Source organism: Bacillus infantis NRRL B-14911, assembly GCF_000473245.1.
Taxonomy (GTDB): domain Bacteria; phylum Bacillota; class Bacilli; order Bacillales; family Cytobacillaceae; genus Bacillus_AB; species Bacillus_AB infantis.
In genome coordinates, this window is record NC_022524.1 from 4,270,572 (window position 1) to 4,294,580 (window position 24,009).

Sequence of the window (24,009 nt, forward strand, 5' to 3'; positions counted from 1 at the left end):
CCTTCCTCAAAAAATGGATAGTTTCAACTTTACCGTTTATTTACAATTATATTTGAAATGGATTGATTATAGAAGAGGTAAATGACCACTATGTGTGGAACAATCTGTGAAACAAGATTAATCGGGGGGTGCCTGTCACCAATATAAAAAAGAGTGAAGCTTCTTTCACTTCACTCTCTGTGAAACTATTAACGTGGAACAAGATTATTCGGGTGGTGCCTGTCACCGCTTAAACGATGACACTATTGGGTGTTAAGCCCTTTACCCCAAGCAGCAAATTGTCTACTGCTAATTCAGCCATTTTCATACGGGTTTTTACTGTAGCACTGCCTATATGCGGCAGTGCTACAACATTTGGTAAAGCCATAAGTGGATGAGTGTTATCAATCGGCTCTTGCTCAAAGACATCGAGTCCTGCAGCCCATATCTCTCCATTGGTTAACGCCTTATATAAAGCATCCTCGTTAACAATTCCGCCGCGTGCAGTATTTATTAGTATCGAGGTACTCTTCATTAATTTTAATTCTCTCTCACTAATCAGATTCTTTGTTTCAGGTGTATAGGGAGTTAATATGCATACAAAATCAGCTATTTGTAATAAATGATCCAATTCCTCAAACTTTATATCATGTTCTTCTTCTAAATGAGTTTTTCTTGTACGGTTATAATAGATACAGTTCATGCTAAACCCTTTAGCTCTTTTTATTAGTGCTTCACCAATTCTGCCCATTCCAATGATCCCCAATGTTGCTCCATAAACATCCTGCCCTGTAAGCTGGAATGGTGACCAGGTTTTCCATTTACCCATCTTAAGAAATTCATTTGACTCAATAATTCTTCTTGAGGCAGCCATTAAAAGTGCGAACGTTAAATCTGCAGTTGTGTCAGTTAAGATACCTGGGGTATTTGTAACTGTAATTCTTTTGTTTTTTGCTGCTTCAATATCTATATTGTTGTAACCTACAGCCATATTGCTAATCACTTTTAGTTGACTTGCCTTTTCAATAATAGACTCATCAATGTCTTCAGTTAAAAAACAAAGAAGGCCGTCAACCTCAGCAACTTCTGCTTCTAATATATCCCGGGGAACTGGGATATCTTCTTCGCTCCATACTTTTACATCACACTCAGATTTGATTTTAGCCATAAAATCATCAGGTATTTTCCTAGTAATATAAACTTTGGGTTTCAATATGAACCTCCTTTCTATTGTAATTTAACTCAAATTTTAATACACAGAAGCTTCACAACTGATTCAGTACGCTCTGTGTTTAGCTGAAAGGAACCTTTCAATGAATCTGATGCAATCATAACAACTATCAGGACTGGCTTTCTTCTCTACCTGCAGTGAAGCATTAGTTAGTATTGGTAATAAACTGCCTTCAGGTCTGTGAAGAAATCAATATTTGATTTTCCAATTGAATATGCACCAAAGCCAGAGTGTTTCCATCCGCCAAATGGCATATGTGCCGCACTGGCTGTTCCATGGTTTACATGAACCATCCCAACCTCTGATTCTTGGACAAATTGATGCGCCGCTGAGAATTGGCTGGTAAACACTGATGCTGCTAATCCATAACTAACAGAGTTAGCTATATCAAGGGCATCTTCTTGATCCTCAGCTTCCATTACACATAAGACCGGACCGAATATTTCCTCGCCTGCTACCCTCATTTGAGGAGTAACAGAATCCAGTAAGGCAGGCTGCATATATGCTCCGTCTGCAAATTGGCCAGTATTTAACACTTCACCACCATAAAGGAGTTTTGCACCTTCTCTAATGCCAGCTGAAAGATACTCTTGTACTGATTCAAGATGCTGTTGATTAATAAGCGGGCCCATAGATATATCACTCTGCCATGAAGGGCCAACTTTAATGTTTTGCAATTCTTTTAGCAGTGCCTCTGTAAGCTCTTGTTTTTTATCCTTTACCACAATTACCCTGCTTAATGAAGTACATCTTTGACCACTGCAAGCAAATGCTGCTGGCACAATTTGTTTTGCAATATCCTCAGCATTATCAAAATCCAGAACTACTGCTGGATTTTTACCGCCTAATTCAAGCTGGGTTTTCACCAGCCTTCTGGCTGCTCTTTCGTTTATTTGGATTCCTAAATCAGTGGAACCGGTAAAGCTGATTCCTTTTACGAGGGGATGATTGATAAGCGGGGTCCCTACTTTAGATCCGCTGCCCGAGATGAAGTTAACAACTCCTTTCGGCACCCCGGATTTTTCGAGCAGCTGCATTAGCTTAACCGAAGTCCAAGGTGTTGCCGAAGCCGGCTTATAGACTACCGTACAGCCATAAGCCAAAGCAGGAGCAATTTTTCTCACTGGAGTAACAACCGGGAAATTCCAGGGGGCAATTGCTGCCACAACACCTATTGGCTGTCTCATTGTTGAACTTGTAACATTGGCTCTTTCTCCCGGCAGCGTGTCACCCTCGATGCGTGATGCTTCTCCGGCACAAAAGCGCGCTTCTTTTGCAGCACGGAGTACCTCTCCTTTTGACTCTGCCAAAGCTTTTCCCTGCTCTGCAGAAAGCATATAACTTAATTCCTCCGCATTTTGCTCAAGTAAATCAGCGAATCGAAAAATAATGGCTCCTCTTTCCGGACCGGGAACCTTTGACCAGCTTTTAAATGCGTGATGTGCTGCTTCTACTGCCTGGTCGACATCTACTTCTGTAGAATTTTGAAAATATCCCAGTACCTGATGTTTATTTGCAGCGTTATATAGTGGAAATGTACTGCCGCTGAAGGTCTCTTTCCACTCGCCGTCAATAAAGTTTCCATATGATTTTTCAATATGAGTGTCCAGCCATTCCAACATGTCTTTGTTTGTTGTACTGATCATCTATTTCAGCTCCTTAGTAAATTAACCAATCACTGCTTCTTCTTTGTTAAGTGCTACCATAGCTCCACGACAAATATTCTTCAAATCCTCTTTTGTCGGTTTTACAGGATTGACCGGTACATTCCCAGATTGCATGGCTTCATCCACTATAAAATCTAAATGTTCTTCCTCGAGACCGTAATCTGATAATGTTTTTGTAATTCCAATATCTTTATTTAACTGCCGGATTGCAATAACAGCACGCTCCGCAGCTTCTCTCGTTGTTAAATGGTCTATTTTCTCTCCAAAAATACCAGCAATTTCAGCAAACTTTTTTGTATTGCCAATTAGATTGAATTGCATCACCTCTGGCAATAGAATCGCATTTATTACCCCATGAGGTATTTTAAAGTGGGCACCTAATGGCATTGCAAGAGCATGAGCAAGCCCCAGTCGGGTTGAACTGAATGCCATTGCAGCAATCGTGCTGGCCATTAACATATCATGTCGTGCATCAATGTTTTCACCTTGGATAACAGCTAATCTAAGACTCTTTGATATCAGCTTCATTGATTGTACAGATAATCCTTCAGATATTGGCTGGGTTGCTTTATTAACATAGGATTCCAGTGCATGTGTAAGTGCATCCATACCTGTTGCAGCTGTTATGTGCGGTGGCAATGATAAAGTTAACTCAGGATCACATAATGCTAAATTTGGACAAACATACATGCTGCCAACACTTAATTTTGCCTGTGCAGATGTATCGGATAAAACTGCAAATCTTGTCATTTCGCTTCCAGTCCCGGATGTAGTTGGGATTGCAATTACAGGTGCACCAGGTTCGGTAACTTTATCTAATCCCACATAATCTCTTATGTTCCCAGCGTTCCTTAACATAAGGCCAATAGATTTTGCTGTATCTAAAGCGCTGCCTCCACCAACGCCAACAACAATATCGCATCCTGTCTGCCTTGCGATTTCTAATCCCTTATCAACTGATTCGATAGATGCCTCTACCCCTACTTCAGTAAATCTGATAAATGGTATCTCCGCATCTGCAAGAGGCTGTTCAACTCGACGTACAATTCCTGCCTGGAGTACGCCCGGATCTCCTACCACCAGTACTTTTTTACCTCCTAGAGCTTTTACATGTCTATGAAGTTCATTAACATAGCCTCTGCCAAACTCGATGACTGTTGGAATCTCATAACGAAAAGAAGTTAAAGTTAACATTATTTAAGCGCCTCCTTATGTTGATCTGCCTCTGAAATTATTGCATTCATCAAATTTACACTATACTGGTCACCAATTAGCCTTAATTCTTCCACAACTTTACTTGGCAGCTCAATTCCATTTTTCTTTCGTTCCTTCACTTTAAATGACTCGATTTCTCCTGGAATATAAATCTTATCTACTCCAATTGCCCTTGGTTCAGCTTTAATTTCTCTCAAATACATGTCAATCCGCTTCTTAAATGTTTCAATTGGCATAAAACTATTAATATCGATGGCAAGAAAGAAATGTCCGACATTTTGTGGATCATTCCAGTTTTCATACATATTATTCACATACCTTCCAAATCCAGCACCCGTTAAAACTCCGGCCAGAATATCTATAAACATAGAAATCCCATACCCTTTAGGTCCACCCAGAGGCAATACAGATCCTTCTAATGCATCCTGTGCATTTGTGGTTGGATTCCCATGTTTGTCTATTGCCCATCCCAAAGGTATGTCTTCTCCTTTTTGAGCTGCAACAATAATCTTGCCTCTTGCCACTACACTTGTAGCCATATCTAAAATAAATGCCTCCTCTTCGCCAGCAGGAACCCCTATGGCTAAAGGGTTGGTTCCAATAAAAGGCCTGACCCCTCCTGTTGGTGGCATTGTTTGTGATGCATTTGATAAGACCAATAGAATCATATCTTTTTCAATAGCTTTAGATACGTAGAAAGCACCTGTTCCAAAATGGTTTGAACCTTTAACTCCTACGATTGCAGCTCCTTTTTCTTTCGCTTTATGTAAAGCAAGATCAAGAGCTTTGCTGCCGACAATGGCACCCAATTGATTATGGCCATTCACTAATGCAGTAGCATCAGTTTCTTCCTCAATAGAAATTTCAGCAAAAGGATTCATCATGTTTTTTTCAATTCTCTTTATATATATATCTGTTCGAACGACACCGTGCGAGTCTATTCCCCGCAGATCGGCTTGAATTAACGACTCAGCTACAGTCTCAGCATCTTCCCTCTTAACACCTGCCTTTATAAAAACATCCGAGCAGAATTTCTGAAGTTTTTCCCAATCAAATTTTTGAGATACTCTCAAGTTCACATCCCCTTTTCTGTAATGTTTCATCTATCCAGCTTCGGTCAATCGTTCCATTTTCTATCGATTCGAAAATTTCAGATTCTTTTACTTCCTGTGCTTTTACTTTATATAACAATTCTTCAGCATTTTCCTGCGGGATAACAGCGATTCCATCCTCGTCCCCAATAATCAAATCCCCTGGATTCACACACATTCCATCAATTGATATGGGTACATTTATTTCCCCTGGACCATCTTTATATGGGCCTCGATGGGTAACGCCGACAGCGTAAACAGGAAAATCCCCTTCTGCAAATGCTTTCGTATCGCGAATGGCCCCATCAATGATAAATCCGGTAATTCCATTGCGTTTTGCAATGCGGAGCATAATCTCACCAACAATTGCGTTCGTTGTATCCCCGCCTGCGTCAACCACAATTACGTCACCAGGCTCAGCAAGATCAATGGCTTTATGGACCAGTAAATTATCGCCGGGCCGTGTCTTAACAGTAACAGCTGTTCCTATCAGCTTCCCTTTTTTATGATAAGGCCGAAGCTTTGCCCCAATGGCATGCATACGATTCAAATTGTCGCTAATATGAGGGGTTACAACACTTCTATATTGTTCGATTATCTCTTTACTCACCCTATTTTTAATAGGCAGCACACGAAATCCAATATTGTTCATTATGGACCCTCCTCAGTTTAGTAGAATGCCCGGGCTAATTAGTTCCGGATTTTATTTCTTATTACCGTTTTATAACTTTTACATTAATAAGATTTATCAGCACCACAAGACTTCCTTATGATTAAATTAGGTTCTAACGATACAACTTTTTCAGCCATCTGGTCTTCTTTCCCTTCAATTAGATAAATCAACTTTTTAGCTGCTATAGTGCCCATTTCATACGATGGCTGATTAACCGTAGTAAGCGGGGGATTTAAATGCTTTGCCCAAACTGTTTCATCATAACCAATAAGCCCCAAATCTTGAGGAACCATAATCTGCTGGCTTTTTATACCTTCCAGGATACTCAGTGTCATCATGTTATTTGTCGAAAAAATTGCATCTGGACGATCAGGAGAATTAAGTAAACGTTTTACTGCTTCCTCTACTTCTCCAGCTTCTTCCCCAACTATTTGAATAAGAGACTGGTTTACTTTAATACCATTTTTTATAAGGGCTTGCTTATATCCTTCTAACCGCTCAAGCCTTGGACTTATTTCGGCTGGAGGGTATAAAAATATGGCGATTTTCCTTCTCCCTGTCTGGATGAGATGTTCAATCGCTACCCTGGCACCTTTAATGTTATCCACTGTAACCATATGAACATCTTGATCATATAGTTTTCGATTCATTAAAATAAATGGAAATTTGTTATCTGTTAATTTTTTATAAAGCAATTTATTTTTCAGGGTGGGGTTAATGATTAAGCCATCAAGCTGGTGCATCTGAAGCGAACGGATATGTTCCTCCTCCAGTTGCCCATCTTCATTTGAGTTACAAATCATCAGGTTATACCCGTAGCTTCTGCAAGTATCTTCAACCCCTTCTAATACACTGGACCAGAATTGATTCTGAAGTTTTGATAATATAATGCCTATGACATTTGTTTTAGTTGACTTTAAGCTTCTTGCAAGTGCATTGGGTTTATAATCAAGTTCTTCTATTACCTTCAATACTTTATTCACTGTCTCTTGTGTGTTTTGTTCGTGATTGCCATTAATAATTCTGGAAACTGTTGATTTGGAAACACTAGCTTTTTTTGCTACATCTGAAATTGTAACCTTCATGGTATTTACCTCATTTCCGCTGATCAGAAATACATTTTAAAGTATTAATACACGTATTTATAATTCATACGTTAGTAATGATCTTATCCTTTCACTCCGCCAGCTGTTATTCCTTCAATCAAATACTTTTGGAAGAAAATGAAGATAATAAACAGCGGAATAAGAGATAGTGTTGACATTGCAAACAATGCCCCCCATGAATTTTGGCCCATTGCATCCAAGAACATTCTCAGTCCTAATGCAACAGTGTATAATTTAATATCACTTAAATAGAGAAGCTGACTAAAGAAATCATTCCATGTCCATATGAACGTAAAGATAACTGTTGTTATAACTGCAGGTAATGCAAGAGGCATGATCAAAGTGTAAAACATTCGAATCGGGCCACAGCCATCCATTTTTGCAGCTTCATCCAACTCCTTTGGAATAGAGCGGATAAATTGAACCATCAGGAAAATAAAGAATCCGTCAACAGCTAAGAACTTAGGTAAAATTAACGGGATATAGGTGTTGATCCATTCCAGCTTGTTGAACATGATATATTGGGGGATTACTGTAACATGAAATGGAAGCATCATGGTAACCAGCATTACTCCGAATAGAACCTTTTTAAACTTGAAATCAAGTCTTGCGAAGGCGTATGCAGCCATTGAACAAGAAAAAACTGTACCAATCGTACAAAAGATAACTAAGATAAAAGTGTTTAAAAAGAATCTTCCAAAAGAAACCCCTGATAATCCCGTCCATCCTTCTATATAGTTATCGAAATTAAAGTTTGTAGGTAAAAAAGAAACTCCTTTAAAAATTTCTGTTGGTTCTTTAAACGAACTGCTGACCATCCACAAAAGGGGGTATAACATGACTAAGCCAATTGCTATTATAATGACATGCAATAGCAGTTTCTTTGGCTGAAACTTCTTTTTGCTAATTTGGTTAAATTCTGCGGCACTCTGAATCGATTCAGCTGCTCTGCTCGTCTCCATCCCATTCACCTCTATTCTTGGTAATACACCCATTTTTTAGATGAAATAAATACAATTGCTGTCACAACTGAAATACAGGCTAACAAAAACCACGCCATTGCAGATGCATAGCCCATCTGAAATTGAGTAAAGCCCTTCTGATAGAGATACAGTGTGTAGAATAATGTTGAATCAAGCGGCCCGCCTTTGCCTCCACTTACGATATATGCAGGAGTAAACGCCTGGAACGCACTAATTATTTGCATAACAAGATTAAAGAAGATGATTGGTGTGATTAATGGGAGTGTAATACTAAAGAACTGTTTTACTGGCCCGGCACCATCAATGAGAGAAGATTCGTATAGTTCAACAGGCACTTGCTTTAATCCTGCCAAAAATATAACCATCGGTGCTCCGAATTGCCAAATAGTCAAAATAATCAGCGTGTAAAGTGCTGTATCAGGAGAAGATATCCAGTTCTGCCCCTCAATGCCAACCAGTGCTAAAACCTTATTTATTAATCCTTCGCCGCCGAATAACTGCCTCCATAGCAATGCAATAGCAACACTGCCGCCAAATAATGATGGAACATAATAAATCGCCCGGTAAACCTGCAGTCCTTTTAAACCACGATTCAATAGTACTGCAACACCTAATGCAAACGCTAATTGTAATGGAACCCCTAAAAATACATAGATCAATGTTACCTTCACACTTTTTAGCCACTTAGCATCATTAAACATTTCGATGTAATTCGATAAACCAATCCATTCGGGCGCTGTGAACATATCATAACTAGTAAATGAAAAATATAGTGATGCAGCCATTGGTATAACACTTAATCCTATTAACCCAATCAGCCAAGGTGTTAAAAAAAAATATCCTACCCAATTCTTCTGCCAGCTGCGTTTCAGCGATTGCATACAAACCCCCTCTTTCATGAATGAGGGGCGACCTATTCTTTGATCTTCTAATAGATCTATCAATCCAGGCAGCCCGCTCATTTTTTTCTAGGTTTATTTCAAGATACTTTCAGCTAATTCAATAAAATCCTCTGCTGCCTGTTCAACTGTTTTTTCCCCGAAGCTAATGGCACTGGCATTATCTGCAAATGCCTGTTCAACCTCATTTACACCAAGAGGAGCATATGCTGCAGGTCTTGCATACTTGACAGTCTCCTGAATATAGTCAACCGCTCTTTGCTGTGCCGGTTCTAATAATGGTTTTACGAAATCCTGCATTTCTGTCGAACCTGGAGCACCTTGCTCTACTTTAAATAGCTCCAAGGCTTTTTCTTCATTTACAAAGAAATCAATAAACTTTGCCGCTTCATCAGGATGTTTTGATTTCTCTGTGATGCTCAGGTAGGCACCTTCGATATATTCTCCTGATTCACCGCCAGCTTTTTGCGGCATTCTTACTATCCTAATTTCACCTTCATCAAATTGCTCCTGATAAAGGTGAATTTGGTTAGCAGGAATCTGCTGTAAGCCTGTTTTACCTGAGACAAATAGGTTTTGCTCAAGTGGGGCACTTTCATATTCAGTCATTGTTTCAGCATCGGGAATCAAATTTTCTTTTCTCAGCTTATCCCACATTGACCACCATTCAACAACTTCCTCTTTACCGAAAGCGATTTTTCCTTCATCGTTAAATAGATCTTTTCCGCTTTGACGCAGGAAATACCGGAATACTGGCTGAAGCTGGCCTCCGCTCATATTAGCAGCTCCCCAGATCTCTCCGTTTGATGCTTCATGGATTTCTGCCACTTTATCAACGAAATCATCATACGTCCAATTTGCGTCTGGATAATCAATTCCCAGTTTGTCAAATAAAGCAGTATTATAAGCCCAGCCTGGCATAGTGACACCCTTGGCTACCATAAACAAATCCTCTCCGACTTTGCCGCTATCAATAGTAGTCTGAGGGAAGTTCTCTAAATTTATCTTTCCAGAATCCACTTGGTCCTTTAAGTTTAGCAGTGCATTTCTTCGGGCATAATCAGAAACATAGAATTGGTGCATGCTTACAACATCCGGTGCATTTCCGCCGGCAACTTGAGTAGCTAATCGATCCCAATAATCATTCCAGCCGCCGAATTCACGTTTCACCGTAATATTGGGATTTTCTTTTTCAAAGCGATCTACAATTGCATTGTAAATTTCATTGCGCTTTGTATCTCCCCACCAAGAGAAGCGGATTTCTACCTTTTCACCAGAATTACTGCCGTCTGATGATGATTTTTCTCCGCCTGAACAGCCGGATAAAACCAGAAAAGCAGATACAACCAAAAATAACAACGCTTTCATTTTAACCATTTTCATTCCCCCATTAGTAATTGGGTTGCCCCGAATGTTGATCATGTTATATTTGCAGGCTATTATTAAATTTTTATGACTCAATGAATCTTGCTCTACTTAATCTGCATTGAATTCACGGCTGGATCTCAGCTCAAGTTGTTCCAGTTTCTCTACTCTTCGCAATAAATGTTCTTCCGGGCTGAAAATAGCATTCACAAAAGACTTTATCAAATCCTCAGCAAGCCACGGGCCGATGATTTGTGCTCCTATACACATGACATTTACATTGTCATGTTCAACAGACTGGTGGGCTGAATGAATATCATGGCAAACCGCGGCCCGTATACCATTTATCTTATTAGATGCTATTGCTGCCCCCACACCTGTACCACAAAATAAGATACCTCTTTCTGATTTTCCAGAACGGACAGCATCACAGACCTCTCTTGAAATGTCCGGAAAATCCACTGTTTCGCCGGAATAACAGCCATAATCCACAACATCACAACCAATGGTTTTAAAAAAAGGCAATAATGCATTTTTCATTTCAAAACCACAATGATCGCTTCCAATTGCAATATGCATCCTATATCTCCTATCAGATTAAAATATCCTCTTCAGGATGAAAGTGAGGATCTGCCAACTGCTGAGAAATCTTTATCACCAGCGTCTTTTTCGGACTGTTTAAATAGATCAAGTACATAATTTGCGAGCGGCAGCTGCTTGCCGTTCCCTTCATTTACAGCAATTTGGATATCTTTTTTCATAAGATTCAGCTTAAAGCCCGGCGTGAAATCTCTTCTTATAAGACCATCCATTTTATTTTCCAGCATCCATGAATTTCCTGAACTGCTGCCAACAACCGCCTTAAGCTTATCCATATCAATTTCAAGCTTCTCTGCCAGCGCAACAGCCTCTGCGGCGGCAGCCATGTGAATGCCTGCTAACATTTGATTTATTGCCTTAATCGCTTTTCCGTCTCCCACTGAACCAACCAAATAAATATTTGTAGCCATTGATTCTAGTACCGGCCTTAATCTTTCAAGAACGTCAGCATCCCCGCCAGCCATGACTGTTAATGTGCCATTTTCTGCACCGGCTGTACCGCCGCTTACTGGACCATCCAAAACAGGTATTCCTTTTTGCTGATAAGCAGCGTGGACCTTTTTCATCATTTCCGGAGATCCTGATGTCATTTCAATCAAAAACTGACCGGGATTAAGCACATTAAGGACCTCTTCTGATAATAAAACACTTTCCATTTCCTTATCCGCAGGCAAAATACTGATTATAACTTCAGAATTCGATACAACATCAGCAGCGGAAGAATGTTCAACTGCACCCATAGAAGTTAATTCTTCTACAGGCTTACGATTGTTATGTGCAGTTATATGGAGATCATAACCATTTTTTTGAAGATTTTTAGCCATTGGAAGACCCATTGCTCCAAGCCCAATAAATCCAACACGTTTATTTTTCACTTTTCATTCCCCTCTCAGAAGATTGAATTTTCAAATATTAAAGGATGTACCTCTGTTGTTTTTTTTATAAAAACACTTTATGATATTTGTATAGTATAGTTTTGAAGCCGATTTAAAAAAGTTGTTTTCATACCACTTTTTTAATCGGCCCTTTTTATATAATGCCTGATAAAGATTACTGATTAACCTTCATCTGAAACTGTTTCATCTAGTTCCCAGCCAAGGTTTTTATAATGCTTCCCTCTGCTCTTTTTATCATTCGATAGCTCCTGATGAGCATATTTCGCAACTTCTTTAGCTAACTTTTGAGGAACCGCCACAATACCATCACCATCTGCAACTATTACATCCCCCGGGTAAATTGCAACTCCGCCGATAGCTACCGGAATATCCTTTGAATCAAAGCGGATGCGTGTTTGATTCATTCCTTGTGAAGTAAATTCAGACCAAACCGGAATCCCTTGCAGAATACATTCATCTGTATCCCTTATTCCTCCCCCGTTCAAGAGATAACCTTCTACACCTCTTGCTTTAAAGTCCAGAGTATTATCAGAACCAAGAAGGCCTACATCAACACCACTCATATCCAGGACAACAAAGTCGCCTTCCTCAATATCTTCCTTCCAAGGGTAATTACCCACTTCATTGTAGTACCAGCCAACCCATTTTGAATATTCCTCTCCAGTAACTCTTGGATTTGGACCTTCAAAAGGTAAATAGCGGGCAGTGCGGGCAATTCCAACAGCTCTTGTACGGAATAATGGTTTGAATTTATGATTCACCGTTCCATAACCTTGCATCCCTACCCAATCTAATCCATCACGAACATCACAGACTCGTAAATCTTTATACAGCTCCAGGATTTCTGCACGATCAATTGTTTTTTCATTTCTTACTGTTTGATCTGTTGACATTTAGTTCTCTCCCTTTGTTTTAATATTTTTAAAGCTGCCATTTTCTTTAGCAACGTGTTACTTTGTTCGAAAGAGAATTCACCTCCTTAAAAGAAAGCGCTTTAAAAATTTACTTTTTTAATAAATGCTTGCGCATTTATTAGCTTACTGGCAGAGTTGAAAGTTCTTTAGAAGGCATATAAACGGAAGGAAGAATGGGGCTGAACGATTTTGGAAATCGTTTTTGGAAACCGTTTTTGGAAACCGTTACCCTACAATCTAAACAATACATATCAAGCAGAATTTAGTCAATTAATTTTTTTAATTTTCAAAACAATATAAATAGTTTTATTTTTCAAATAAAGTATTCCTCTATACTTTGTTTAGATCTTTGATTTTGCTTTCCTTTTATAGCAAAAAGTCTAAAGCTATTATAATGAGATTTAATTATTACAATATATTAATATTTTTTTTGAAAAAATATTGATCATCCTACAGAAAACGATAAAAAAATCTGACGAAGCTTCGTCAGATTTTTTGCTGCTAATTAAACATTGATTAAGTTTTTTACACCGTCTCAGCTAATTCACAACCCAGTTTCCTTCATAGTCAAGTGGTTCCAGACACCACCAGAAGAAAAAAAGAGTAAAGTTTCTCACTCTCTGTGAAACTATTAATGTGAAACAAGATTTTTCGGGAGGTGCCTGTCACCGCTATGGTGCCTGTCACCTTTTTTCCATCCCCACAACAAACCGCTCCGTAATCTGCTGCGGCCTCGTAATCGCTCCCCCCACCACAACCGAGTGCGCCCCATACCGCAATACTTCCCCAGCCATTTCCGGTGTAAGGATATTCCCCTCAGCAATCACCGGCACGTTAACGGCTGCAAGAACGTCTCTTAAAAATTGAAAGTCATTGTGGTAAAGCTTTTTTCCTGCTGTTTCCTCAGTGTATCCGTGCATGGTGGTTCCGACGCAGTCAAAGCCGAGTTCTTCTGCGCGGATACAGTCTTCAACGGTGGCGCAGTCTGCCATCCATTTTTGTTCAGGGAAGCGGGCTTTTGCTTCCTGCATGAATGCGTTGAGCTCTAGTCCCCCCGGGCGAAGACGGCTGGTGGCATCAACAGCAATAAGGTCAACTCCCGCTTCGGCGAGCTCTTCGACTTCCTTTAATGTAGGAGTGATATAGACACTGGACCCTTCATATTCCCGCTTGATGATCCCAATGATGGGCAAATCCACATACTCCTTGATCGCCTTAATATCCTCTATCCCGTTCGCACGGATGCCCAATGCGCCGCCTCTTTTGGCAGCATCGGCCATGCGCTTCATGATTTCCGGCCCATGCAGCGGTTCATCCTCCAGTGCCTGGCACGAGACGACCAGTCCGCCTTTAATTTTCTCCAGCATCCTTCTCACTCCTTGTAAAAGATAGTCCGCATTCGAACATCCGGTTCCATGGCGCAAAGGTTGTGACCTTTGCAAGCTCTCTGTCTTTGAAGCTATGCAGAATCAGCTTTTTAAAGCGGCCGGCCATTCTCCGGTCGCGCTCTGCATTCACATGGTGGGCTGATTCTTTTAAGTTAAAATAGTCCAGGTCCTGCTGCAGGAGAAAATCCGAGACCATTTCCATCCGGACCTCTGCCTGGTAGAAATAATCATCAAGCAGATGATAGATGATATTCTCCCTGATCGTTTCGGGATCTCCATCAAGTCCTATGACTCCCTGGCAGATCGTTGTACCAAGTGTATTGCAGTTCGTGTTCCAGCCTTTATAGGAAAGAAGCTTATCCAGCACTTCTTCTTCATCAAGCAGGACAATCAGCTCGCGGTCCCCGCCATTTGCATAAGCGGAATCTGCAATGATGACTTTTTTTCCATCCTCTATAAACCTCTTAATTCTATCCACAAACGTGAGCATATTCCGGAAGCTTGTGTAGGTGATATCTTTTTTGTCCTGTTCCCATGACTCCTGCATCACCCGTCCCGGCGTATTGATGGCCAGGATCAGGTCTGCTTCCTCCGGCTGCTCTGTCAGCTGGCAGCCTGCCGCCATTACATGGGCCTTCAGGCTCTCGGCAAAAGGACGGTCCTCATACAGAGGGATCAGCTGCGGGCCAAGCGTACTGCTCCAGAAAGGATAGATTTTGAGCTTTTGCCCTTTCAGCTCGTTGTAGATTCTCGCAAGCAGCGTAGCTCCCACTTCATCTGCGCCCGGATACATCTGGACTTTCTGATAAAGGCGGAGCTCTTCCCGCCTGGAAACAACAGCTTTCTGATCCAGCGCTGTATAGCCGTATTCCGCGCTGTCATCCTGCGGGATGGAGAGAAAGTCAATGACTCCTTCTGCAGCAAGCTCGATCATTTTAAGATTCATAGATAAGTTGAAGCGGCGGCGTTTTTCATAATCTTGTATGTATTCTCCCGGCAGCTTTCTGCTGATTTCTTCGAGCTGCTTTTTTTCATCATCTGTGAGCGTTTCCCTGTCCTGCTTATCCAACAGCCAGGCACGGAGGAAAATTTCGCGGCCCCAGTGCTCATAATAATCCGGCTCTTCGTCACCGGAGCTGTATTTGGGGGTCCTCATGATCAGATTGGACGCAAAGACCGGGAGTGCGGGATGGTCTGCTTTTAAAGACCGCAGCCTTTCCATCCACACATCAGCTTCTTTTTCCTCTAAAAAATGAAGCCTTGAAGGAAGCAGTCCTCCATATACGAGCATATCGATGCTTAAAATGAGGGCATCGGCATCCTTTACTGCTTCCTGAAGCCAGGCCCATAATGTCTCTGTATCGGCAGGCTGCCGTTTGCTGCCCAGCAGGTCCATTTCCGGTGCTGCTAATTCGATCTCTTTTGATGACTTGGCAATCATCTCGATAAAGCCTATATTGCAGGGGCGTTCATCGATAGGAAGATAGACGATTTTCATGGCCGGCACCTCTTTTCTCTATTTTTTAGCCTTGAAGATATAAACTTCAGCTTTTCCTCTTCATGGACAGCCGGTACTTCATGGGCGTATTCCGGATAGGCCCGTATTTCTTTTGGCCCGCCGAGATGGTTGAACAGTGCAAATGCACTGGACGGGGGACAAACGATGTCTTCCAGACCGGCTGAAAGAAGGACTGGACATTCAACCATGCTGGCCATGTTCATGCAGTCCACATAGCTGAGCGTCTGATATACCTGCTCTTCCGTTTGATGAAGAGGATCATGAACTTTGAAGTAGTGGGAAATCTCCTGATACGGTCCATCCGAGGAAAGCTCCACGGAACGCTTGAAATGGGTGAGAAAAGGGATGTCGGCGAGTGCAAGCAGGATGTCATCCTGCAGGGCGGCTGCGGCAATCGCCAGTGCACCTCCCTGGCTTCCGCCTTCCACAAACACACTTCTCTTCCTCGACAGTTCCCTGACAGCATCAATGCTGCGGAAGCAGTCCATATATACCAGGCTGTAATAATATTGATCGGGATCCATCACGCCGAGTGTCATCCAGCCTCCCGGACCTCCATTCCCATAATGATTTCTATCTGGAGACAAGAGATTTTGTCCCCGCACCTCCACCATCAGTACAGGAATCCCCTGAATCACGTGCTTGAAGCTGTAATGCGGCTGCAGCGTGTTCCAGTTATAGCCGTGAAAAATCACTGCCGCAGGAGTGTCCGCTCCCGGAGTTTCTGGAGTAACATACACCCCATGGATGCGGGAATTCCGGAACCCGTCAAAATAAATATCATATACTCTCACTCCCGGAACCGGATAAACCCGCTCCATTACTTCTATATTCAGCGGATATTGACTGTTCTCCTCAATCCGCTTTTTCCAGAATGACTCAAAATCATCCTGCCTGGTCTGGGCAGGCTTGTAATGCTGCAGCTCCTCAAGGGGCATATCAAAAAGGTTCATCTCCCCACTCCTCTCCAAAAAAACAGGAGCAGGAACCGTCCTCATGGCCGTTACCTCTCCTGCTCAGGTTTAGATTAAATGATTTCCTTCCGTTCCTTCTGCTTCAGGCCGGCCTGGAGCTCCTTCAGGATGATGTCAACCAGATAAAGGGCCGAGACCTCTTCGATCGAGCTGCTGTCACCGGCGATGTCCCCTGCAGATGGAATCAGCAGGCGCAAGTCTGAGGCATGAGCCAGGGGAGAGTCCTGCTGGCTTGTAATCCCGATCGTTTTGCAGCCGGCTTTTTTGGCCGTCTCCAGCATGCCGATGACCTCCTGGGCATAGCCGGTCGTGTTCAGTCCAACAACAGCTGTTTTTCTTGTAAGGGTTTGGACACTCATTTCCATTTGATAAGGTGTCAAAAAAGCATCGGCACGAATTCCGAGCTTTAACAGCTTAAACTTAAGCTGCTCGGCAACATGGGACATTTCATTGATTCCATAGAGATAGACCTGCTCTGATCCTGCGACCAGTTTGTTTAGCTGTTCCATATCATTCGTGATGTGAAGGGCATCAAACTTTTTCAGCATGCTGGAGTAGGTTTCTTTTACCTCCGTAAGGCCCGGCATATCAGATTGCTCATGCAGCCTTGTGCTGACAGAGGCTTCCTTGGCCATCAGGCGGAGTTTATTATAAGAGCCAAACTCCAGCTTCTGGCAGAAGCGGGTAATCGTCGCTTCTGATACATTGATCTGCTTGGATAGCTCGGAAATCGTCTTGTTTGGGACCGATTCTACATTTGAAATAATATATTTGGCAATCAGCTCTTCCCGCTTGGTGAGCTTATGCTTATTCGATTCAATCATCGTGGTGATGCTTTTCAAGGGCTGAAGGGTTTCCTGCAGCAGGAAATGGCGCAGGGCCCCGATCATCCCGGCATCATTCAGGTTCCGGGCAATCTCAATTTTCGTCTGGCTGAGGATCGGCTCGATAATATCCTTTTTCAGATGCTTCTTGATAATCGGATACAGATAGTCCTTCTGAACGGTGATTCCCCCGCCTATGATGATCATCTCCGGATTCATCATATAGGCGATTGTGGCAATCCCTTTAGAAAGATAATAGGCCAGCCGCTCGATTTCCTCTTTGCACACCTCATCCCCTGCCTGGGCTTTTTCAAAAATCAGCTTGCCATCGAGTTCACTTTCTTCCAATCCTATTCGCTTTGCCACATTTCGGATCAGCGTCCTCGTTGATGCAAGCTCCTGGAACTGGTCACCTTCAATCGGGATATAGCCGATTTCACCGCCGCTGAAGCTGTGGCCCGTGTGCAGCTTGTTATCGAGAATATAGCTTCCCCCGATGCCGGTTCCGACCGTCAGGCAGAAAAGGCTTTTGGCATCCTTGCCTGTACCGATCCAGGATTCAGCAAGGCCGGCACAGTTGACGTCATTCTCAACCTCGACCGGCAGGCCGAACCAGCTTTCCAGCTCCTGCTTCACTTTCATTCCCGTATACTCAGGAATCAGGTCTGAAGCATACAGAATCTCACCTTTTTTGGAATCAACCTGCCCGGCAGAGCTGATGCAGATCCCGCTGATATCATGCTGAGCCATCAGATTCTTTCCGAATGCCTTCACTTTTTCTATGATGGCGGTTCCGCCCAAAAATGCCTCAGTCGGGGATTCGAACTTTTCCATGAAGGTTCCATCCTCGGCTAATACGCCGTATTTGAGCAAGGTCCCGCCTATATCAAATGCAATAAACTTTCTCATATCGATCACCTTCTATTTCATGGGATGGAGTAGGAGGCCTTGCGGATGGGCCTTTCTTTTTACGCGAATGGTCTTGATTTGCTTCGGCTGCAAGGAGAGAGTCAATTCGCGTTCCGCTGTGAATTCAGTGACCGTTTCCCCTGTAAAATCAACCTCTGACACTTCCGTTGGCAGAAAGCCAAAAATAAGTGCTGTACTGGCTTCTTCATCAGAAGGATTAAAAAGCCGGATATCGAATGAATTTGCTTCTTTTAACATAATCGATGAAAAGGCAATACCATCGGAAGATAGCCTAAAGAGGGTTTGTTCCTCTTTCTCCACGCACGACTGCTGGACGAGCAATGGCTGCCGCATCACTTTGGCATGGTTCAGGGAATGATGCTCCCTGCCGAGGACAAGAGCGTACTCAAATTCATACGTCCCAATGCATTGCGCACCTGGCGTTTCGAACCCCGGCCCCGCTCCGTTTCCGCGTGTCCTGAGATCGCGCCTTGAAAGCCAGCCGACACTCCGGATCATGGTGAGGAAAAGCATATCATTCCCTTTAAAACCATCCACCTCATATTCCTGCAGGCCCCGGTGCATCAGCTGATGATCGTTCGCCATGGCGGAAGAATACGTTGGATACTGATTCATCACGGCTTCCTTATTTTTGGGCATATCAAAGTTTTTCTCGCGAAGCGTTTCTCTTTTTATAAGATCAAAGGCTGTGTCCCCATAGCTGTAATCCGTTCTGCCTGCCGCAAAGCCGACACGCAGCTTCTGGTCTCTTGCCTTGTTTTCGACTGTTGTTTTAAAACTAATCGTTCTTCTGCCTTTATGAAGTGTGATAATGGTGGTCATCATGTTCACGACCGTATCCGCACTAGCCCCTGTCCTGCTATCATTCAGGGAAGCAGGCAGCGTCATTTCGTACTCAAGGACAGCAGACTGGAAGGTATCTCCCTTGGTGATTTCCCTGACCCGGGCAAGAACAGCTCTGCTTTCCACATCATTCACTGGCGGAGAGTAGTTATAGGTATCCCCCGCATCCAGGGAAGACAGGAACTGGTGCTGATCATAATGGACCGTGCCTGTTTCCAGGTCTGTGATGATCAGTCCGTGCCGGTCCCATTCCACTTTGTAATAGTCGTTCTCAATGCTATCCGCTTGAACCTCTTGAGCTGTAAAAGCCTCATTTTCCGCCAGCTCAACCTTCACTCTCCTGATCTCTGCCCCGTCAAACGGCATCTCAAAAGCAACCTCGTAAACGACATATTCCCCATAATGCGGCTCTGCCAGGATGTCATGCAGAAACTCCTCACGCTGCTCCCTGCTTATGATGTCAAAAGCAATTGCAGCATCATCTTGATAGAGCTCGATGGATCCACGGTCCAGCTGAGCGGGCACTCTGACCGCTGCCCTGACTGGATATATATCGGCAATAGGTGTGTTGTTGATAAGATAGAGATACGGATTCTCTTTCCTGCTGTCCAAAAACTCGAAAGGATACAAGCCGTTCAAGGTATCCCGCGAGAACTGACGGATGCCGCCCAGTACCTTTTTGGACCGTGTCTCCATTTCATCATGGACTTCATCCACACTGCAGCCGCAGATGCTGTCATGAGGCTGGTTCTGCAGAATCAGCTTCCACACATATTCCATGAAATGTTCTGACCGGCTGCTGGCGTTCGTCCAGACGTTCAGTGCTTCCATCACCCCGATGGCCTGGTCCTCGCACATCTGGTTCTGGTTCTTCAAATAAGTCCTCGTTGACAGGACGCCCGGTAAAATAAAGATTTTGGAAGGATCACGCTGCTCGCCAAGGATTTTACCCTGTGGCTCTTCTCCTTTATAGGACTCTATGAATTCAGACATCAAGGACTGCTTGAACTTGATCCCGGGATTCTGCTCTTCGAGTCCCTTAATCCGCTCCTGTAGATCCGTAGCCGTGAATGTATGGTCCGCTCCGTTCATCACCAGCGCTTTGCCAAAGGTGAGGTAGGGCGAGCTGCCTTCCAGATAGGTTTTTGTTTCTTCCACGTAGGCATCATGCTTGAGGAAGGTTTGGTAGTATCCTTCAAACAAGGGGAGGACAAAGGTGAATACCTTGCTGCTGTCCGGCCCTTCCCATGTATTTTCGAAATGGTCTGAAACAGCTCCGCGGAAAATAAGCGCCGTGCTGATGCCGGACTGCTTGAGAATCTGCGGCATCTGGCTGATATGCCCGAAGGTATCAGGCAGATAGCCGATATCGCAGGATGAGCCGGCAGCCTTCGCCATCTTCGTCCCGATCTCCAGGTTCTTAATCATGGACTCTCCGGAAACGAGGAATTCGTCCGCAAGCAAATACCAGGGGCCAGCTTCAATTTTTCCATCATTTATATAAGAAAGAAGCTTTTGATATTCCTCTTCCCCGACTACTTCACGATAATCGTCCAGGACAATCGTCTGACCGTCGAGGAAGAAGTTTTCGATTTTCCCTTCCTCAAGCAGGGTTTGGATATAGCGCAATCCGTTCCTCAGCTTGTAGCGGAACTCTTCAAAAGTTTCATACCATTCCCGGTCCCAGTGGGTGTGATTCAAGATATGTACTTCTCTGACGTTTTCCATTCACTGTCCCTCCGCTGGATAAAGCTTCTTTTTCAGGATGCTGCCATCAAGCTTGTTCAGGTCTGTCTTTTCCCTGATGGAAACGGCACAGGCGAGCCCGGCGGCCTGGCCCATATCCCTCACGGTCGGCTGGATCCTTAGAGAAGCCTGCATCAGAAACGTACTGGAAATATGGCGGCCGACCGCAATCAGATTATCCACCTCAAAGGTGATCAGCGAACGGTAGGGAATTTCATAATACTCTCCCTTTGAAAGCTTTGCTTCCTCAATATTTTCAGTAGTGACACTATGCACATCAATATACCAGTCTCCGCGGGCAATTCCGTCCTCGAAACGGGCACGGTTCACATAATCCTTTTCTGTCATCGTATATTGGCCGGCAATCCGCCAAGATTCCCTGATGCCAAGCTGGGTGGCTTCTTTCAGCAGGAACGCATGCTCAAAGCCCGGCATATACTTTGGTAAAAATTTCACAAGCCTCCTGATCATTTCCCTGCCTTTGGTCACCGCTTTTGATCTCAGCACCGGATCGGTCGTCTGATGGATGCCCGGGACATGCGGACAGTTAAAAGACATCGCTGTAGGCTTCCCCGGCTGGGTGAAAGCCTGGAAATAGCGGAGGTCCTCCTCCTGTAAATCCCCATTCACGAGGCCTTTTCTAAAAAGAGGCTCCAGCTTATGTCCCTTGCCAGGCACCATGGCGATTTCAAAAAAGTCAGGGTCTTCAATCCTGCAGAACGCTTCTCCCTGGGAAAGGACATATTTCCTGAGAGCTGCCACATCAATCCCGCCCATTTCAAACCGGAAGGAAATCTGCTGGTTCTCGCCATTTTTGTTCCCGGAATAGGCAGGCACGCCTGCCGAGCGGGAAAGAATAGCATCGGCTGTTGCATCAATAAACGTCTTTGCTTTGACTGCGGCCAGCCCGCTTGATGTATTGAGAACCACAAAAGTGATTCGTTTTTCTTCCTTCATGCAGTCCACATAGCTGCTGTCATAAAGAATCTCGCCGCCTCGCTCGGTGATGAGCTGCTCAAGGACAAAGCTGAGCGCCTCAACATTGAACCAGCTGCAGGTGGTGGTTCCATCACTAGTCCTGATATTTTCCTGATGAAGCCTGCTGATGATCAGGCTGTTGATTTTCTGTGCTTTTACGTAGGTTGGCATCATGGGAGAAACAAGGGAATTGGTTTGGGTGCCGCCAAGAGAAATCGTTTTTTCCACAATAAGAGTGGACAGTCCTTCCTCGAGCGCCGACAAGGCCGCAGCGGCTCCCCCGGTTCCCCCGCCGATAACGGCGCAGTCAATCTCATAAATGACCGGCAGCTCCCTGCCATAAAAAGATACAGTTTCCATCTGCTAAAAGCCTCCTTGTGGATCCGTGCCGGATCAGCCTTTGACTGCTCCGTCCGTTGCGCCTGAAATGAAATACTTTTGCAGCCAGATAAAAATCAGCAGCGTCGGGATCGTGGTCAGGATGGAGGCCGCGCTGATCAGCTTCAGATTGGCTCCGTCAAAATTCTGGGACAGCTGCGCGAGCCCGATCGATAAGGTGTACATCGTGCTGTCTGTAGAATTGAGAAGCGGCCATAAATAATCTCCCCATGTCCCCATAAAGGTGAAAATCGCCAGGGTGACAAGGGTCGGCTTGACGAGCGGCAGGACGACCAGGTACCAAACCTTGAACCGGTTGGCTCCGTCCAGGTAGGCGGATTCTTCCAGATCCTTCGGGATGCGCAGATACGCCTGCCTCATCAGGAAGATGCCAAAAGCGGTTGATACCTGCAGGACAATCAGCCCGGCATGGGTATTGCGGAGGCCAAGCTCTCCTGCCAGCTGGAATAAAGGCGCCATATAAAGCTGGAAGGGCACCATCATGGTCGAAATAATCAGCGCGAGCACCACACTTCTTCCCCTGAAATCCATCCGGGCGAGCGGATAGGCTGCCAGGCTGCAGAAAAGAAGATTAAAGGGAATCGCAAGTCCTGTCACGATGACGGTGTTTAGAAAATAGGTGCCGAAATTCGCTTTATCAAAGGCGGTAATAAAATTTTCAAAGGTTGGATTTTCGGGCAGGAAAGATCCGTAGATGCCCTCGCCCGGTGATTTTGCCGCAATGAACAAGGTGATGAGGAACGGCCCGACGGTCACGATTGTGATGAGGACCATCGTTATATAGGCGACAGCTTTTTTTCTAAATTGGTTTGAATTCATTCTGCGTTCCCCCTCTATTAAGCTCTCAAATCATCTTCCCGCTTGCTGGTCAGCTTCATCTGCAGAAGCGATGCCCCAATGGCCATCACGAGCAACACCAGTCCGGCGGCGGATGCTATGCTGACGTCCAGGCTGTTGAACTTGGCATAGATATACATGACCAGGGTCGTGGTTGCTCCGGCAGGCCCGCCCCCGGTAGTCAGCGCGATCTCTTCAAACACCTTCATGCCGGCGATGATCGTCATGACCGATACGAGTGTGATGGAAGGAGTCAGCATCGGCACGGTAATCCTGGTGAACTGCTGCCAGACAGAGGCGCCGTCAATACTCGCCGATTCATACACATCCTTTGGAATCGACTGCAGCCCGGCCAGATAGATGATCATATAATAGCCGAGGCCTTTCCAGATTGTGATGGCGGCAACAGCTGTAAGGGCAGTCGAGGACTGGACAAGCAGATTGGTCGGAGAGTCGAACAGGCCGATCTTAGCTAATAGTTCGGCAATCACGCCATTCTGCGAATACAGCATTTTCCACATCAAAGCGGCAACAACCATCGGGGTAATGACCGGCAGATAATATAAAACCCTAAAAACACCGGCGGCCCTGATCTTCTGGTTCACAAGGACTGCTAAAATCATTGGTAAAAAGACATTCAGCGGAAGCACAATCACCAAAAAGACTAGCGTATTGACGAAGGCGTTCCAGAAATCACTGTCTGTGTATATCTCTTTAAAATTGGCCAATCCAACAAATTCACCTGTACCCGCAATGATTTTATAGTCCAGGAAGCTCCATTTGAAAGCTTCAATGATCGGGTAGGCAAGAAAGGTGCCCAGAATCACGATCGACGGAAGCAGGAACAGCCATGGAGTCAGCGGCAGCTTGAACTTCTTGCGCTTTTTAGGTACGGATTTGATTTCAAGGTTTTGAAGTACTGCAGGTTCTCTGTTCATTTTGAACTCCCCTT

At 44.1% G+C, this 24,009-nt stretch carries 20 protein-coding genes; all 20 read right to left on the reverse strand.

Annotation, left to right across the window (positions count from 1 at the left end):
* Positions 1-229: 229 nt before the first annotated feature.
* The 20 genes from N288_RS21290 to N288_RS21385 all read right to left on the reverse strand — a co-directional run bounded on the left by N288_RS21290 (position 230) and on the right by N288_RS21385 (position 23,995).
* The gene (locus tag N288_RS21290; RefSeq protein ID WP_009792800.1) at positions 230-1,192 is read right to left on the reverse strand and encodes a 2-hydroxyacid dehydrogenase; all 963 of its coding nucleotides are present in this window, start codon (positions 1,190-1,192) and stop codon (positions 230-232) included.
* A 167-nt stretch (positions 1,193-1,359) separates the two neighbouring features.
* Positions 1,360-2,856: an aldehyde dehydrogenase family protein gene (locus N288_RS21295; RefSeq protein ID WP_009792799.1), complete on the reverse strand. Its 1,497-nt coding sequence runs from the start codon at positions 2,854-2,856 to the stop codon at positions 1,360-1,362.
* Between the two features lie 21 nt (positions 2,857-2,877).
* Positions 2,878-4,071: an iron-containing alcohol dehydrogenase gene (locus tag N288_RS21300; RefSeq protein WP_009792798.1), complete on the reverse strand. Its 1,194-nt coding sequence runs from the start codon at positions 4,069-4,071 to the stop codon at positions 2,878-2,880.
* Complete coding sequence (locus N288_RS21305; protein ID WP_009792797.1) at positions 4,071-5,165, reverse strand: Ldh family oxidoreductase; 1,095 nt, start codon at positions 5,163-5,165, stop codon at positions 4,071-4,073. The genes N288_RS21300 and N288_RS21305 overlap by 1 nt, the downstream gene beginning before the upstream one ends.
* Positions 5,143-5,835, reverse strand: coding sequence for an RraA family protein (locus N288_RS21310; RefSeq protein ID WP_022544456.1), 693 nt, complete (start codon positions 5,833-5,835; stop codon positions 5,143-5,145). Before N288_RS21310 ends, N288_RS21305 begins: the two co-directional genes overlap by 23 nt.
* A gap of 83 nt (positions 5,836-5,918) precedes the next feature.
* Positions 5,919-6,941 carry a LacI family DNA-binding transcriptional regulator gene (locus N288_RS21315; protein WP_009792795.1) on the reverse strand — a complete coding sequence of 341 codons (1,023 nt, stop codon included), beginning with the start codon at positions 6,939-6,941 and terminating at the stop codon, positions 5,919-5,921.
* Positions 6,942-7,024: 83 nt separating this feature from the next.
* Positions 7,025-7,924, reverse strand: a complete 900-nt coding sequence (locus N288_RS21320; protein WP_022544457.1) for a carbohydrate ABC transporter permease — start codon at positions 7,922-7,924, stop codon at positions 7,025-7,027.
* 11 nt (positions 7,925-7,935) lie between these two features.
* Entirely contained in the window at positions 7,936-8,826 is an 891-nt protein-coding gene (locus tag N288_RS21325; protein ID WP_022544458.1) for a carbohydrate ABC transporter permease, read from the reverse strand.
* Between the two features lie 93 nt (positions 8,827-8,919).
* Positions 8,920-10,221, reverse strand: coding sequence for an ABC transporter substrate-binding protein (locus N288_RS21330; RefSeq protein ID WP_022544459.1), 1,302 nt, complete (start codon positions 10,219-10,221; stop codon positions 8,920-8,922).
* A 99-nt stretch (positions 10,222-10,320) separates the two neighbouring features.
* Positions 10,321-10,788: a ribose 5-phosphate isomerase B gene (gene rpiB / locus N288_RS21335; RefSeq protein WP_009792791.1), complete on the reverse strand. Its 468-nt coding sequence runs from the start codon at positions 10,786-10,788 to the stop codon at positions 10,321-10,323.
* Positions 10,789-10,820: 32 nt separating this feature from the next.
* Positions 10,821-11,684 carry an NAD(P)-dependent oxidoreductase gene (locus N288_RS21340; RefSeq protein WP_022544460.1) on the reverse strand — a complete coding sequence of 288 codons (864 nt, stop codon included), beginning with the start codon at positions 11,682-11,684 and terminating at the stop codon, positions 10,821-10,823.
* A 182-nt stretch (positions 11,685-11,866) separates the two neighbouring features.
* Positions 11,867-12,598: an RraA family protein gene (locus N288_RS21345; protein ID WP_009792789.1), complete on the reverse strand. Its 732-nt coding sequence runs from the start codon at positions 12,596-12,598 to the stop codon at positions 11,867-11,869.
* A 704-nt stretch (positions 12,599-13,302) separates the two neighbouring features.
* Positions 13,303-13,986 (reverse strand): N-acetylmannosamine-6-phosphate 2-epimerase, encoded by a 684-nt coding sequence (locus N288_RS21350; protein ID WP_009792788.1) that lies wholly within the window; start codon positions 13,984-13,986, stop codon positions 13,303-13,305.
* On the reverse strand, positions 13,970-15,505 hold the full coding sequence (locus tag N288_RS21355) for a DUF4127 family protein (RefSeq protein ID WP_009792787.1): 1,536 nt from the start codon (positions 15,503-15,505) through the stop codon (positions 13,970-13,972). Before N288_RS21355 ends, N288_RS21350 begins: the two co-directional genes overlap by 17 nt.
* Positions 15,502-16,479, reverse strand: a complete 978-nt coding sequence (locus N288_RS21360) for an acetylxylan esterase (protein WP_069358506.1) — start codon at positions 16,477-16,479, stop codon at positions 15,502-15,504. Before N288_RS21360 ends, N288_RS21355 begins: the two co-directional genes overlap by 4 nt.
* 74 nt (positions 16,480-16,553) lie before the next feature.
* Positions 16,554-18,233, reverse strand: coding sequence for an ROK family protein (locus N288_RS24930; protein ID WP_009792785.1), 1,680 nt, complete (start codon positions 18,231-18,233; stop codon positions 16,554-16,556).
* Between the two features lie 12 nt (positions 18,234-18,245).
* The gene (locus N288_RS21370; RefSeq protein ID WP_009792784.1) at positions 18,246-20,825 is read right to left on the reverse strand and encodes a glycoside hydrolase family 38 N-terminal domain-containing protein; all 2,580 of its coding nucleotides are present in this window, start codon (positions 20,823-20,825) and stop codon (positions 18,246-18,248) included.
* Positions 20,826-22,181: an FAD-dependent oxidoreductase gene (locus tag N288_RS21375; RefSeq protein WP_009792783.1), complete on the reverse strand. Its 1,356-nt coding sequence runs from the start codon at positions 22,179-22,181 to the stop codon at positions 20,826-20,828.
* A gap of 33 nt (positions 22,182-22,214) precedes the next feature.
* Complete coding sequence (locus N288_RS21380; RefSeq protein ID WP_009792782.1) at positions 22,215-23,039, reverse strand: carbohydrate ABC transporter permease; 825 nt, start codon at positions 23,037-23,039, stop codon at positions 22,215-22,217.
* A 17-nt stretch (positions 23,040-23,056) separates the two neighbouring features.
* Positions 23,057-23,995 carry a carbohydrate ABC transporter permease gene (locus N288_RS21385; protein ID WP_009792781.1) on the reverse strand — a complete coding sequence of 313 codons (939 nt, stop codon included), beginning with the start codon at positions 23,993-23,995 and terminating at the stop codon, positions 23,057-23,059.
* Between the last annotated feature and the right edge of the window lie 14 nt (positions 23,996-24,009).

Excerpts from the sequence above, each read along its gene's own strand:
- N288_RS21385 (WP_009792781.1), bottom strand. The coding sequence starts at position 23,995 with ATGAACAGAGAACCTGCAGTACTTCAAAACCTTGAAATCAAATCCGTA.
- N288_RS21300 (WP_009792798.1), bottom strand. The coding sequence starts at position 4,071 with ATGTTAACTTTAACTTCTTTTCGTTATGAGATTCCAACAGTCATCGAG.
- N288_RS24930 (WP_009792785.1), bottom strand. The coding sequence starts at position 18,233 with ATGAGAAAGTTTATTGCATTTGATATAGGCGGGACCTTGCTCAAATAC.
- N288_RS21370 (WP_009792784.1), bottom strand. The coding sequence starts at position 20,825 with ATGGAAAACGTCAGAGAAGTACATATCTTGAATCACACCCACTGGGAC.
- N288_RS21330 (WP_022544459.1), bottom strand. The coding sequence starts at position 10,221 with ATGGTTAAAATGAAAGCGTTGTTATTTTTGGTTGTATCTGCTTTTCTG.
- N288_RS21345 (WP_009792789.1), bottom strand. The coding sequence starts at position 12,598 with ATGTCAACAGATCAAACAGTAAGAAATGAAAAAACAATTGATCGTGCA.
- N288_RS21295 (WP_009792799.1), bottom strand. The coding sequence starts at position 2,856 with ATGATCAGTACAACAAACAAAGACATGTTGGAATGGCTGGACACTCAT.
- N288_RS21360 (WP_069358506.1), bottom strand. The coding sequence starts at position 16,479 with ATGAACCTTTTTGATATGCCCCTTGAGGAGCTGCAGCATTACAAGCCT.
- N288_RS21325 (WP_022544458.1), bottom strand. The coding sequence starts at position 8,826 with ATGCAATCGCTGAAACGCAGCTGGCAGAAGAATTGGGTAGGATATTTT.
- N288_RS21355 (WP_009792787.1), bottom strand. The coding sequence starts at position 15,505 with ATGAAAATCGTCTATCTTCCTATCGATGAACGCCCCTGCAATATAGGC.
- N288_RS21380 (WP_009792782.1), bottom strand. The coding sequence starts at position 23,039 with ATGAATTCAAACCAATTTAGAAAAAAAGCTGTCGCCTATATAACGATG.
- N288_RS21315 (WP_009792795.1), bottom strand. The coding sequence starts at position 6,941 with ATGAAGGTTACAATTTCAGATGTAGCAAAAAAAGCTAGTGTTTCCAAA.
- N288_RS21310 (WP_022544456.1), bottom strand. The coding sequence starts at position 5,835 with ATGAACAATATTGGATTTCGTGTGCTGCCTATTAAAAATAGGGTGAGT.
- N288_RS21350 (WP_009792788.1), bottom strand. The coding sequence starts at position 13,986 with ATGCTGGAGAAAATTAAAGGCGGACTGGTCGTCTCGTGCCAGGCACTG.
- N288_RS21320 (WP_022544457.1), bottom strand. The coding sequence starts at position 7,924 with ATGGAGACGAGCAGAGCAGCTGAATCGATTCAGAGTGCCGCAGAATTT.
- rpiB (WP_009792791.1), bottom strand. The coding sequence starts at position 10,788 with ATGCATATTGCAATTGGAAGCGATCATTGTGGTTTTGAAATGAAAAAT.
- N288_RS21375 (WP_009792783.1), bottom strand. The coding sequence starts at position 22,181 with ATGGAAACTGTATCTTTTTATGGCAGGGAGCTGCCGGTCATTTATGAG.